Consider the following 12,694-nt stretch of genomic DNA (forward strand, 5'->3'; position numbering starts at 1 on the left):
ACCGAATTCTTGGCAGCCCTCCCATCCGAGTAATCTTCATGTTCGACCATACTTTCTGGCAGGCCATCATCCTTGGAATTGTGGAGGGGGTGACGGAGTTTCTGCCCGTTTCCTCGACAGGCCACCTGATCGTCGCAGGCGAACTTCTCGGCTTCGACGGCTCCCTCTCCAAGGTGTTCGAGGTCGTCATACAGCTCGGCGCAATCCTGGCGATCTGCGTTCTTTATTTTCGAAGGCTGTTAAACGTCCTTCTGGGGCTGACAGGCGATCCTGCCGCGCAGCGTTTCGCCATGGCGGTGATCGTCGCGTTTCTTCCCGCGGCCTTTATCGGGCTCGCGCTTCACGACTTCATCAAGCAGGTCCTGTTTTCGCCCTATGTCGTCTGCACGTCCCTGATACTCGGCGGTATCGCGATCATCTTGATCGAGCGCTACGACTATGATGGGCACATCAAATCGGTCGAAGAGCTGACCTTCAAGAAATCCCTCCAGATCGGGTTTTTCCAGTGCCTTGCGATGATCCCGGGCGTGTCGCGCTCGGGCGCGACCATTCTCGGCGCCCTGTTGATCGGCGTGGATCGCAAAACGGCAGCGGAGTTTTCCTTCTTTCTGGCCATCCCCACCATGCTCGGCGCCACGACGGTCGACCTTTGGAAGGTACGCGACAGCCTGAGCGCCGATCAGGCGTCCATCATCGCAGTCGGGTTCGTCGCTGCCTTCATTTCCGCCATCTTCGTGGTGAAGTGGCTCGTCTCCTTCATCAGCCGTCACGATTTCACCGTGTTCGGCTGGTATCGGATCGTCTTCGGCAGCCTGCTGCTGGTCTATTTCCTTACCGTCTGACGCTTACCCGAAGCGGCCCATGATGTAATCCTGGGTGCGCGGATCCGAGGGGTGGGTAAATATCTGCTCGGACGGCGCTACTTCCGCCAGTTCGCCCAGATACATGAAGGCCGTGTAATCCGCCGCGCGGGCCGCCTGCTGCATGTTGTGGGTCACGATGGCGATGCAATAGTCATCCCGAAGCTCGGCGATGAGCTGTTCGAGCTTGGCCGTCGAAATCGGGTCGAGTGCCGAAGCGGGCTCGTCCATCAGCAGGATTTCCGGCTTCACCGCCACAGCACGGGCAACGCAAAGACGTTGCTGCTGACCGCCCGAAAGCCCGGTGCCTTCCGCATTCAGCTTGTCCTTCACTTCGTCCCACAACGCTGCGCGAGAAAGCGCCCAATAGACACGTTCCTCAATTTCCGCTTTGGGCAGATTCTCGTAGAGGCGGATACCGAAGGCGACATTCTCATAGATCGACATCGGAAACGGCGTCGGCTTCTGAAAAACCATGCCCACCTTGGCGCGCAACTGCGTCAGGTCCCGCGCGGCAAGAATGTTTGTGCCGTCGATATTGACCTCTCCCTCGGCACGCTGCCCCGGATACATTTCATAAATCCGGTTGAGTGCACGCAGAAGCGTCGACTTTCCGCAACCGGACGGGCCGATAAACGCCGTCACGCGACGGTCCGGAATCGTCAGGTTGACATTTTTCAGAGCCTTGTAGTCGCCGTAGTAGAAATCGAGATTCTTGACCTCGATCTTCGTATCCATCACGCCGTCCATCTTCTCAGAAGACGTTTTCCGGGCTTCTTTGACTGTGCCGTCCATGTGCTCTGCCTTGTTCATACCAATCACGCCCTGCCCTTGTTACGCGTCAAAATGACCCTCGCGAAGATATTGAGGAGCAACACAGCCGTCGTAATCAAAAGCGCCCCGCCCCAAGCCAGGCGCTGCCAATCCTCGTAAGGGCTCATCGCGAACTGAAAGATGACAACAGGAAGATTTGCCATCGGGTCGTTGAGATTGGTGCTCCAGAACTGGTTGTTGAGCGCCGTAAAGAGAAGCGGCGCGGTTTCACCGCTGATCCGCGCTATCGCCAGCAGCACGCCTGTTAGCATGCCCGAAAAAGCAGCACGGTAACTGATCTGCGTGATGACCATCCAGCGCGGGGCACCGATCGCCGCGCCGGCCTCGCGCAGCGAGTCCGGAATCAGCGTCAGCATGTCCTCGGTTGTGCGCACGACGATGGGAAGAGCGATCACGGCGAGCGCTGCCGCGCCGGCCCAGCCGGAGAAATGCCCCATGGTGGTAACCACCACGCCGTAAATGAAAAGCCCCACAATGATGGACGGCGCACTCAACAGCACATCGTTGATGAAACGAACGATGCTCGCCACCCTCCCCTCTTTGCCGTATTCGGCAAGGTAGGTGCCCGCCATAATGCCGATCGGCGTTGCGATGAGGATCGCAATCACCGTCATCATCATACTGCCGACGATCGCGTTGGCCAAACCGCCTTCATTGCCAGGGGCGGGGGTACTCTCGGTAAACATGGCGGGTTCGATAGCGGAGATACCATTCCACAGAAGCGCCCAGAGAATGGCGCCCAATATGAACAAGACGATACCTGTCATGGCATAGGAGACCACCGCCATCAGGAAATCCCAGCGTTGGCGCTGGCGGACCCTTCTGTTCATGCCAACACCTCCCCTTCAGCGCCCTCTGCGCGGACGCCAAGCAGCAACTTCTTACCAAGAGCCAGAACAAGGAATGTCAGCACGAAGAGGACGAGCCCTAGCGCGACGAGTGCCGATGTGTAGATATCCCCGACCGCCTCGGTGAATTCATTGGCGAGCGTCGCGGAAATTGTCGTGCCCGGCGCGAGAAGAGACAGGCTTAGGCGATGCGCATTGCCGATGACGAAGGTCACCGCCATGGTTTCGCCCAGCGCGCGGCCCAGACCGAGCATCACAGCGCCGGCCACGCCGTTGCGACAATAAGGGAGCACCACACGCCAGACCACTTCCCAGCGCGTCGCGCCGAGGCCATAGGCCGACTCTCTCAGCACCGGCGGCACGCTCGCAAACACTTCGCGCATGACGGAGGTGATGAAGGGCAGCACCATCAGGCCCAGAATAAGGCCGGCCAGCAGAACGCCAATACCGATGGGCGGACCGGAAAACAGATTGCCGAGAAGAGGAATATTGCCAAGGGTGGTCTTCAGCGCCGGTTCAACATGGTGCTGGAAAAGCGGCACTACAATGAAGAGCCCCCACATGCCGTAGATAATACTCGGTATCGCTGCAAGGAGTTCAATTGCTATCGCAATTGGCTGCTGGAGCCTGTGAGGACAAAGCTCGGTTAGAAAGATCGCCATGCCGAAACTGAACGGCACGCCGATCAACATGGCAATGACAGAAGTTTCAATAGTACCGATCAGCGGAACGACGGCACCATATGTGTCGGTAACCGGGTTCCAGTGCGCAGTCCACAAAAACGCAATGCCTGAATGAGCGAGAGCGGGCCAGCCGCCAACGAGGAGTACGGCGATAACGCCGCACAAAAGAGCAAAAAGAACAAGCGTGAAAAACAGAGTGGCGCCCCAGAAAATCGGGTCGCCCCAACGCATGGCAAAACGCGATTTGCGAGTGCCGACACCCTGCAAGGCCGGCGCGACGGACTCTACCATGATAAGCACTCCAGGAATGGCCGGGAGGGAGATCAGTCCCCCTCCCGGTTTCTCACAAGGACAGCAACTTACTGCGTAATATTACTGAAGAACGGGCTTGCCGCTCTCGTCCTTGATATCCATCCAACTCTTCTTCACGAGAGCGACGACATTGTCGGGCATCGGGATGTAGTCGAGATCCTTCGCCATCTTGTCGCCGTTCGCATAGGCCCAGTTGAAGAAGTTGAGCACTTCCTTGGCCTTCTGCGGATGCGCCTGCGTCGTGTGCATCAGGATGAAGGTCGCAGCCGTCATCGGCCAGCTGTCGGCACCCGGCTGGTTGGCCAGGATCAGGTAGTAACCCGCAGCGTGCTCCCAATCCGCGTTCGACGCAGCGGCCTGGAAGGATTCATACTTCGGAGCGACAACCTTACCGTCCTTGTTGACCATGTTCGTGTAGGTCAGGTGGTTCTGCAGAGCATAGGCATACTCGACGTAACCGATGGAGCCGTCCGTCTGACCGACGAGTGCGGCGACACCGGCGTTGCCCTTGCCACCGATACCGGCAGGCCACTCAACCGATGCGTCGACGCCGACCTTGGACCAGGCCGGAGAAACGTCGTTCAGGTAGTAAGTGAAGTTGAACGTCGTGCCCGAGCCGTCGGAACGGTGCACCACGGCGATGTCCTGATCCGGAAGCGACACGCCCTTGTTCAGCGCGGCGATTTCCGGGTCGTTCCATTTGGTGACCTTGCCGAGATAGATGTCGGCGAGGGTCTTGCCGTCGATCTTCATTTCGCCCGACTTGATGCCCTTCAGGTTCACGACCGGCACGATGCCGCCCATGACCATCGGGAACTGCATCAGGCCGTCCTTCTTGAGCGTGGCCGGCTTGAGCGGCTTGTCGGACGCGCCGAAGTCAACGGTCTTGGCATTGATCTGCTTGATACCGCCACCGGAGCCGATGGCCTGGTAGTTCATGCCGATATCCGTCTTGTCCTTATAGGCATCGGCCCACTTGGAATACACCGGATACGGGAAAGTGGCGCCGGCACCGGAAATGGTGTCGCCGGCATGAGCGGCCGAAACCGCGAAGAGCGCACCGGCAGCGACAGTCGCAGCGCGGGCAAAGGTTTTGAAGCTAAACATCTAGGTCTTGTTCCCTGTTAGTTGGCTTAATCGAATCAACTTGCCTGAAGGTTCGATTTGCCGATTGCTATCGGGCCTGGAGAGTCGGAAAGGGACAGGCGTGCGTTCTTGCCATGCGTGGCGCATGACAGCGGATACGCTGTCTTATCTCTCCCGGCTCGGAGGGCCGTTGGCTAAGGGAACAATGAAAGCTGCCGGTTTGGGTGCGAGGGCAGCGGAACGCGGAAATACGATGGAGAGGCTCCAGCAGCCGAAAAGACTGACCGGAAAGCCGAACGCCGGCAGGATCGCCAGCTGGGCGCCACCGTCACCGGAACCAGAATCTGTATCGTCGGCGGCAATATCCTTGGCGATCGAGATATCGCTGGTCGGTTCGCCGAACGGGTTGGATTTGTGATAGTCGAGCCAGGACGACGCCCCGAGCGACGTCAGAAGCGCTGCCAGCGCGACCAGAAAGCCCGTATTACGCCAGAGCATTGCCAAGACGGCATTTCCGGAAGGACGCTGCCGGAAAAGACGGTCTCCGGCGCCAAGGCATGCGGCAATCATGGATTCTGTCCGGCTTACAAGGGCTGGCGAGAAAGAAGAGCGGCATCAGTCCGCAGGCCACCCCGCTGCGGTCGATGCGCGTTTCCTCCTGCCTAGCAGCGTCGCTTGATGGTTTGATGACGGTTCGGCGGCAAAATCACCGCCCCGCAGCAACTCCGCCATACGAGCGCACAACACCGCCCCGCTACCCGGCTTTCCCCTTGCGGAATGCGGCTGAAGCCATTGGCTCATAATGAAAAAACCAAGCAAAAATCGTCACTTAACCAAGTGTTATCAGTTTCAACCTAAGCTCACTCACTAATCTGTCGGGTGTCGTCCAGCGATCGGGAATATGGCAAAAGCTCACCACCAAGCCGATTCAGGGAGCTTTCTTGACGGAGCGGGCGACGCCACTGCGCGTTCCGGCTCCGAGGACGAGTCTGGCCTGCCTTCCCGCAACCGAGACTTCTCGCTCGACCTTTTGTCGCTGCATTTCCGCGATCCGGAGATAGAGCATAAATACAGCTCGGCGAATTTTGCCGACCAGATCGGCCTCATTCGCCTCTCTATCGTCATGGGCGCAGTGATTTTCGCTCTCTACGCCCTGCTCGACCCCTTCGTCATTCCCGACATCACCTATGAAGCGTGGACTATTCGCTTCGCCGTCGCCTGCCCGCTGCTGCTGGGACTGGTGGCCATTTCGTATATTCCGGGCTTCAACCATCGCCACCAGATCGTGCTGGCGCTTGCGATGGTCGTTCCCGGTCTTGCCGTCGTCGGCATGATTGCCCTGGCTGCGCCGCCGGGGTCCTTCTTCTACTATGCGGGTGTGCTGATCATTCTGAGCTACGTCAATTCGCTTTGGCGGATGCACTATTACTATTCGGCGCTTATGACCGGGCTCACATTCCTCGCCTATGAGTTCGTCGTGCTCTTCATCAATCCAATGCCGACGACCGTCTTCATCAACAACAATGCCTTCCTCATGTTTGGCATTGGCACCAGCATTTTTGTGAACTATGTGCAGGAGCATCACCTTCGCCGCAATTTTGTAGAACATGAGCGCCTTCGCATCGAGCAGACGCGCTCGGAAGTCCTGCTAGAGCGCTCCGAAGCTGCGAACCGTGCAAAGAACGACTTCCTCGCCATCATGAGCCATGAGCTCAGGACGCCGCTTAATGCGATCATCGGGTTTTCGGAGATCATCACGAACCAGATGTTCGGCCCGGTCGGCCAGCAGAAATATGCCGACTACGCGGCCGATATCCGCAGCAGCGGTACGCATCTGCTGAGCATCATCAACGACATTCTGGATATTTCAAAAGCGGAGTCCGGAAAGCTGGAACTAGCCGAAGAGCCGATCGACCCTGTGGAAACGCTCAATCGAACCATGCGCATGTTCCGCCATCGCGCGAGCGAAATAGGCGTCAACCTCAGCTTTCGCGTTCGCGATGAAATTTCCTGGCTGATCGCCGACCCGCGACTTTTCAAGCAGGTGGTGATCAATCTCACCTCGAATGCCCTGAAATTCACGCCGGAAGGCGGTACCGTAAAAGTCGAACTCGGGGTCGACAGTGCGGGCGATCTTTCGCTGACGGTGGCCGATACGGGTATCGGCATCAGCGCTTCCGATATCCGCCGCGTGTTCGAGCCCTTCGTACAGGTGGAAGGCGCCATGTCGCGCAGCCACCAGGGCACGGGCCTCGGCCTGCCTCTTGTCCGCAAGATCATGGCTCTGCATGGCGGCAGCGTCGATCTTGTCAGCACGGTCGGGGAAGGCACCGTGGTGACGGCAACCTTCCCCAGAAGCCGGTTCGTCGCGCCCGGATCCGACTCAGAGATGCGCTGGCGCGCCAGCTAACTCCTTGTCGTCCGTCAGCGCGGTGCTGTCGGCGGGCTTGTCTACGACAAGCAGATAGACGCACATGGTTTCGTCGATGGAAATCGACACATCGGCGACGTCCAGGCCTTCGATAAGGCCCATCATGTCTTCCTCGGTGCGATAGATCAGGCTCCAGTCGGTCACGAACTCCAGCGGCCATTCGCAGGATTCGCGTCCCTTTCGAACATTGGCCAGGACCAAGCGCCCGCCGGGGGCAAGCTGCTCGTAAAGGTCCCGTGTGAGGGCTTTTGCCCGGCGCTGGGACAGATAGTCGTAAAGGCCGAGACTGTAGATCATGTCCTGCGGCTGGAGCGTCTTGAAGAGTGCGCCGGCCTTCAGAAGCTGGGCGAAGGACGCATTGAGGCACTGCACTTTCGCGCGGCCTCGATGACGCACAACCTCGGGATAGGCATGCTCATAGGCATGGCTGAGCGCCTTGTCGTCCTGGTCGATCAACGTCACATTGACCGGGCGCGGCAGCTGCTCGATCGAGAGATAATCATACATCTCATAGGCGGAGCCGCAGCCCAGATTGGCGATATGCATGGGTTTGTCGCCCGCCGTCTTCGCGGTCTCGGCGACGCGCGCTCTGATAATCTCCTGCGTCATGCTGAGGCGTGTTCCCACGCAGCCGCCCGTCTCCACGCCGATACGGTGAAGCAGCATTTCGTAGAGGGTATCGCCGGCGCGCTTTCCTTTACGCTGCCACTCATAGACGTAGTTCATGATAATGAAATCGCCGGGATACCCGAACGGCTTCTCGTAGCATCGGCGCATCACCGGTCCGGGCATGAAGTCCGGCGTGAGAACGCGTTCGGCGAACCGCTTGTGCTTTGCCAGAACGCGCGGATCCGACCACACAGGCTCGAGAATATCGCTACCCCGATACCAAAGCTCCTTCCACTGAGGAACGATCCGCTCTTCGCATTCGGCGAGGGCTTTCAGCATACGCTCTTCACGCTCACGACCGGTCGCCGTGAGATGTTCTTCAAACTCCTCGAGAAGTTCCTTGTAGGAACGGAAGAGATTGACGATCTCTGTCGAAAGTTGCTGAAACTCCGGCAGGATGCCCTCGGCGGTACCGAAATCCGGATCCGCAAGTTTCTGCGTGAGAAGCAAATCGTCATGCTCGGTGACGATCTTCTGAATATCGAGATATCCGCTCTTGAATTCCAGAGCGACGGTCGTCCGGCTGCCCTCGGGTTCGACGCGGCGAATGGTACCGTTGCCCTCATAAAGGCAATCATCGCCCACACGCAGCTCGAAAGCGGCTTCCGAGCCGATCCGATCCTGCCAGCTGTCCGTCGTCGGGGACTGCACGGCAATCCCCGTCATGCTGAGGTTCTTCAGATATGTCTTTTCGCGGTCCAGATAGACTTTGGGAATGACCCCGTGAAAAAGCTGATCGGGACGGAAACGCTCCGCCCGATAGAACATTTTCCGTCCTTCTGCACCCTTAAGCTGTTCATAGGTCCGCATCACTAAAACTGCCCCACTGTCAGAACCAGGAACTGACCCAATAAGGGAATCACAACCCCGGGGCAATTACAAATATTAACCTATGGTTAACCCTCTTTTTCTTCTATTCCATAATTCTGCAGACTGCGGATGAAACTGGCTTTCCGCTTATCAGCTAGGCCGTTGTTTTTTTTCGCCTGTCGTCGAGCAACCGCATCAGGGGCGGCAGCATTAACCAATCGATGAAAAGATTGGAGAGGATGACGATGGCAGTCATTCCGCCAAGCGGACGATTGATCTCGAAGCCCGAGAAAACCAGCGTTCCGAATCCGAGCGCGAGCGAAGCGGTGATGACAAGCATCGCCACGCCAACGGTCGCGAACACATCATTGATGGCCTCCTCCGCGTTCAAGCCTCTCTTTCGCGCGGCCTGATACATCAGCAGGAAGTAGATCGTGTCATCCACCACGAGGCCGATGGTCATCGCGGTGACCACCGATGCGGCCAGCCCGATCGTTCCGACCAGCAACCCCCATATGCCGAAGCCGACAAGCGACGGCAGGACATTCAGAAAGATGCTCAAAACCCCGTAGCGGGGACTCCGCAGGGCAAAGCCCACGACGAAAGCAATGATCACGATAGAAATGATCGTACTCCCGATCATCGACCGGATATTGACGCCCGACAGATTGGCAAACAGCACATTGAGGCTGATGCCCCTGGTATGCATCTCCGGCGGGGTATTTGCGTTCAACCAGTTTTCCGCAGCCGAATTCAACCCGCGGATTTCGCTGGAGGTCGCCTTTCGCAGCAAGACGGTTACCCGGCTGGCATCGCGGCCGATTGGAATGAAGTCGTTGAGCGACGTCCCATACGGCAATGACAGCTCATAGAGCAGAAAATACTGCGCGATCAGATCGGGATTGTCGGGGATTGTCTCATAGTTTCCCGGCCGGCCGGCATTCATCGCCTTGTTGATGCGCTTCGTCAGGTCGGACACCGCGAAGACGCTCACGACCTTGGGTTGGGAACGAAGCCATTCGGCGAAGGCTGCGACATGACGCTGATAGGCCGGATCGTAAACGCCGCCATCGCCCGAGGCGATTTTCGGTGCAGCGAGATCGAACTCGACGATGTTGAGGCCGGTCAGATGGTCCTCGGCGAAATCCGATGCCCGCCGATAGTCGAAGCGGCTATCGAAATTCCGCACGAAATCATCGTCCAGTCGGATATCGGCAACCCATGTTCCACACGCAATGACAACGATGCTGCAGAAAACGAACAGCGGCTTGTAGTGGGCGTTCACGAAATGACCGAGCTTGATCATCATTTTTTCGGAACGCTGCACAGCAGGCTTGAGCGGTAATAGAGAGAGCGCCGCGGGCAGCCATGTGAAAGTGAACACATAGGCGATCAGGATACCGAGCGCGACGAGATTGCCCTCCTGACGCAGTGTGGGCGCATCGGCGAAATTCATGGCAAGGAAGCCAACCAGCGTGGTGGAGTTGGTCAGCGAGACCGCCCTGAAGTTCAGCCTCACCGCCTCGCGGATTGCCTCTATTCTGGTATCGCCCTTGCCCAACCGGCCCAAAGCCGTCGTCACGATGCGCACGGCAGCGGCCATATTGACCGTCATGATGATAATAGGCACCGCGACGGTGGCGGTATTCACGACATGCCCCGCCCATCCGGCAAGACCCATCGTCGCCATGCTGCTGAGCCCGAGAAGCGAGAGAATGACGAGGCTCGGCGCAACCGACCTCACGAACAGCATCATGACGGCGGCCGTGACGAGGAGGCTGATCGGGATGAGGAACCGGGCGTCCGACATCGCCGCTTCGGAGAAGGTCCCCATCAACATGATGTTGCCGGTCAACTGGACCGTCATCCCCGGATGTGTCTTCTCGAAGTCCGCGGCGAGCTTGCGGCTAGCGGCGATGATTTCGCGGACTTCCTTCGACGCCTTTTTCGGCAGATTGAAGCTCACCACAAGGCCCGCCGCCTTGCCATCGGGCCCGATCAAGCGATCGCGGATCAGCGGATCGCCAAGCGCGATCTTCCTGATCTCCTTTGCTTCCTCAGGTGTGACATGCGCAGGATCGGGCACCAGATCGCGCACGGCAATGCTGTCTTCGTCGGAAACGATCCGGGCGAAATTGGTCAGGGATTCAACCCGTGTCGAGTGGGGAAGTTGCCAGGCGCGATCCGTCAGATCTCCGATACCTGCCAGCACGTCCGGCTCGGTGACCTGGCGCCCATCGGCCCATACGACCATCAGAACGGTATTGTTCTGACCGTATTTGGCCTCGAACGCTTCCAGCTTGTGGATAGGTGCGCCATCGGGATTGAAATGCACCCGCGTGTCGGACGAGACCGACAGACGCAGAACACCCACCCCTGCGAAAACGAAAAACGCAACGCACACAAGCATAACCAGCTTGGGCGCCCTCAACACCACCTTGTCGAGCAGCCACATAACAGTTCCGGTGTCCCAATTCCCCTGGCCCGCCGCGACTCAAGTTCCACCCAAGCGGCAGGCAGCGACACTCTAATGTGCTATACGCAAAAGAAAAGTCGGCATTTTACGGAACAGAAGCGTCAAATTCGGCCTGATGCGCCTGGGCTGTGCGGCGCTTGTGATGCCGGTAGCGGGCCGCGGCGACCGGAACGGATGCGAGGTAAATGACGCAGAGGCCGGCAAAGGAATACCACGGATAGCTGAGGACGACCGCCGCCGACAGGCCGATGGCCAGCAGCACCGGCAGCACCATGTCGCGACGAATACGCAAGCCCATTCGCTTGCCCGAGAATGTCGGGAGCTGGCTGACCATGAGGAAAGCTACCCCCAGCACATAAATAGCTATCAGGGGCGAAAGGCTGGAAACGCCCGGTATACCGATGAAATGGAGGTAGAGCGGCAGCATGGCGAGGCCTGCCCCCGCGGGCGCAGGAACGCCTGTGAAGTAGTTCCCTGTCCAGACCGGCTTGTCCGGGTCCTCCAGCGCGACATTGAATCGGGCGAGCCGCAACGCGCAGCACACGGCATAGCCGAGAACCGCGATCCAGCCGAGACCGCCAATATCCTGCAGCGACCAGAGATAAAGCAGAACGACCGGCGCCACGCCGAAATTCACGAAGTCGGTCAGCGAGTCCAGTTCCGCTCCGAATTTGCTGGTGCCCTGCAACATACGCGCGATGCGCCCATCCAGCGCATCGAAGACCGACGCGATGATGACCGCGGCCACCGCCGCCTCGAACTTTCCCTCTAGACCGAAGCGGATTGAGGTCAGCCCTGCGCAAAGTGCCAGAATGGTGAGCGCATTGGGGATCAGCGTGCGCACGGGCAAAGGCCCGAAGCGCCTGAGGCGTCGGCGTTTCTGCCCGATGCGAGCACCCGGTTCCGGCTCGAAGGGAGGTATGGCATTCGGCATCTGCGTCAGCCGCCTTTCCTAAACATGATGCGGCTCTGTCAGCAGCTGATCGGCCAGCACCGTTTCTCCTGCTATCGCCATCTGTCCTATCGCGACCAGCGGCACGGCGCCTTCTGGCAGATATACATCAAGGCGGCTGCCGAAGCGGATAATGCCGTAGCGTTCGCCCGCCGCCAGCATATCCCCCTCTTTGGCATCGCAGACGATGCGGCGCGCGACGAGACCGGCAATCTGCACCACAACGACTTTCTCTCCGTCCTCGCGTTCGATCACCATCGAGTTTCGTTCATTCGCGTCGCTCGCCTTGTCGAGGCTCGCATCCACGAACTTTCCAGGCCGGTACGCCACGCGCTCGACACGGCCTGCCACAGGGGCCCGGTTCACGTGACAGTTGAAGACGTTCATGAAAATGGACACGCGGGTGCGGGTCATTTCGCCCAACCCCAGTTCCTCGGGCGGCGAAGCCTCGGTGATCATGTTCACCACACCGTCTGCAGGACTGATGACGAGGCCCTGCCGCGTCGGCGTCACGCGATCGGGATCGCGGAAGAAGTAAAGACACCATAATGTCAGGACCACGCCCAGCCAGCCCAGCGGTTCCCACAGCAGGAACAGGACCACTGTTACCGCGGCAAAGATGATCGTGAATTTATGCCCTTCTCGATGGATCGGGGCGAAAACGGAGGTGATACTGGACATGCTTTCCTTTCGGCCTGCTCTTTCAGGAGCATACTAGACCGATAGAGGCAGT

Annotated in this window: 10 protein-coding genes and 1 pseudogene; 2 read left to right on the forward strand and 9 right to left on the reverse strand. The window is 58.6% G+C overall.

Features of this window, described 5'->3' with window-relative positions:
* The first annotated feature begins 38 nt into the window (after window positions 1–38).
* Window positions 39–842 (forward strand): undecaprenyl-diphosphate phosphatase, encoded by an 804-nt coding sequence (locus ACSSVQ_RS03915; protein ID WP_293326551.1) that lies wholly within the window; start codon window positions 39–41, stop codon window positions 840–842.
* A 3-nt stretch (window positions 843–845) separates the two neighbouring features.
* Here ACSSVQ_RS03915 and pstB read toward each other — a convergent pair whose 3' ends face one another.
* The 5 genes from pstB to ACSSVQ_RS03940 all read right to left on the reverse strand — a co-directional run bounded on the left by pstB (window position 846) and on the right by ACSSVQ_RS03940 (window position 5,193).
* Window positions 846–1,610: a phosphate ABC transporter ATP-binding protein PstB gene (pstB, locus tag ACSSVQ_RS03920; protein ID WP_293326568.1), complete on the reverse strand. Its 765-nt coding sequence runs from the start codon at window positions 1,608–1,610 to the stop codon at window positions 846–848.
* A gap of 68 nt (window positions 1,611–1,678) precedes the next feature.
* Window positions 1,679–2,524: a phosphate ABC transporter permease PstA gene (gene pstA / locus ACSSVQ_RS03925; RefSeq protein ID WP_454180915.1), complete on the reverse strand. Its 846-nt coding sequence runs from the start codon at window positions 2,522–2,524 to the stop codon at window positions 1,679–1,681.
* Complete coding sequence (gene pstC, locus ACSSVQ_RS03930; protein WP_454180916.1) at window positions 2,521–3,516, reverse strand: phosphate ABC transporter permease subunit PstC; 996 nt, start codon at window positions 3,514–3,516, stop codon at window positions 2,521–2,523. Before pstC ends, pstA begins: the two co-directional genes overlap by 4 nt.
* An 81-nt stretch (window positions 3,517–3,597) precedes the next feature.
* Complete coding sequence (gene pstS, locus ACSSVQ_RS03935; protein ID WP_293326554.1) at window positions 3,598–4,644, reverse strand: phosphate ABC transporter substrate-binding protein PstS; 1,047 nt, start codon at window positions 4,642–4,644, stop codon at window positions 3,598–3,600.
* Window positions 4,645–4,788: 144 nt separating this feature from the next.
* Complete coding sequence (locus ACSSVQ_RS03940; RefSeq protein ID WP_454180917.1) at window positions 4,789–5,193, reverse strand: hypothetical protein; 405 nt, start codon at window positions 5,191–5,193, stop codon at window positions 4,789–4,791.
* A gap of 331 nt (window positions 5,194–5,524) precedes the next feature.
* On the opposite strand from ACSSVQ_RS03940, the gene ACSSVQ_RS03945 reads away from it, so the two are divergent.
* Window positions 5,525–7,033 (forward strand): sensor histidine kinase, encoded by a 1,509-nt coding sequence (locus ACSSVQ_RS03945; protein WP_454180918.1) that lies wholly within the window; start codon window positions 5,525–5,527, stop codon window positions 7,031–7,033.
* Here ACSSVQ_RS03945 and ACSSVQ_RS03950 read toward each other — a convergent pair.
* The 4 genes and pseudogenes from ACSSVQ_RS03950 to ACSSVQ_RS03965 all read right to left on the reverse strand — a co-directional run.
* Window positions 7,007–8,491, reverse strand: a complete 1,485-nt coding sequence (locus ACSSVQ_RS03950; RefSeq protein ID WP_454180919.1) for a hypothetical protein — start codon at window positions 8,489–8,491, stop codon at window positions 7,007–7,009. The two genes, ACSSVQ_RS03945 and ACSSVQ_RS03950, sit on opposite strands and share 27 nt — an antisense overlap.
* A 196-nt stretch (window positions 8,492–8,687) precedes the next feature.
* Complete coding sequence (locus ACSSVQ_RS03955; protein ID WP_454180920.1) at window positions 8,688–10,988, reverse strand: efflux RND transporter permease subunit; 2,301 nt, start codon at window positions 10,986–10,988, stop codon at window positions 8,688–8,690.
* Between the two features lie 106 nt (window positions 10,989–11,094).
* Window positions 11,095–11,943 carry a CDP-alcohol phosphatidyltransferase family protein gene (locus ACSSVQ_RS03960; RefSeq protein ID WP_454180921.1) on the reverse strand — a complete coding sequence of 283 codons (849 nt, stop codon included), beginning with the start codon at window positions 11,941–11,943 and terminating at the stop codon, window positions 11,095–11,097.
* A gap of 18 nt (window positions 11,944–11,961) precedes the next feature.
* Window positions 11,962–12,648, reverse strand: a pseudogene (locus ACSSVQ_RS03965) (phosphatidylserine decarboxylase); the annotation flags it as partial.
* Window positions 12,649–12,694 lie beyond the last annotated feature (46 nt).

The sequence above is a fragment of the Parvibaculum sp. MBR-TMA-1.3b-4.2 genome, from assembly GCF_053628815.1.

What these genes read in the sequence shown, in the direction of transcription:
- ACSSVQ_RS03915 (WP_293326551.1), top strand. Translation starts at nt 39, where the DNA reads ATGTTCGACCATACTTTCTGGCAGGCCATCATCCTTGGAATTGTGGAG.
- pstB (WP_293326568.1), bottom strand. Translation starts at nt 1,610, where the DNA reads ATGGACGGCGTGATGGATACGAAGATCGAGGTCAAGAATCTCGATTTC.
- pstA (WP_454180915.1), bottom strand. Translation starts at nt 2,524, where the DNA reads ATGAACAGAAGGGTCCGCCAGCGCCAACGCTGGGATTTCCTGATGGCG.
- pstC (WP_454180916.1), bottom strand. Translation starts at nt 3,516, where the DNA reads ATGGTAGAGTCCGTCGCGCCGGCCTTGCAGGGTGTCGGCACTCGCAAA.
- pstS (WP_293326554.1), bottom strand. Translation starts at nt 4,644, where the DNA reads ATGTTTAGCTTCAAAACCTTTGCCCGCGCTGCGACTGTCGCTGCCGGT.
- ACSSVQ_RS03940 (WP_454180917.1), bottom strand. Translation starts at nt 5,193, where the DNA reads ATGATTGCCGCATGCCTTGGCGCCGGAGACCGTCTTTTCCGGCAGCGT.
- ACSSVQ_RS03945 (WP_454180918.1), top strand. Translation starts at nt 5,525, where the DNA reads ATGGCAAAAGCTCACCACCAAGCCGATTCAGGGAGCTTTCTTGACGGA.
- ACSSVQ_RS03950 (WP_454180919.1), bottom strand. Translation starts at nt 8,491, where the DNA reads ATGTTCTATCGGGCGGAGCGTTTCCGTCCCGATCAGCTTTTTCACGGG.
- ACSSVQ_RS03955 (WP_454180920.1), bottom strand. Translation starts at nt 10,988, where the DNA reads ATGTGGCTGCTCGACAAGGTGGTGTTGAGGGCGCCCAAGCTGGTTATG.
- ACSSVQ_RS03960 (WP_454180921.1), bottom strand. Translation starts at nt 11,943, where the DNA reads ATGCCGAATGCCATACCTCCCTTCGAGCCGGAACCGGGTGCTCGCATC.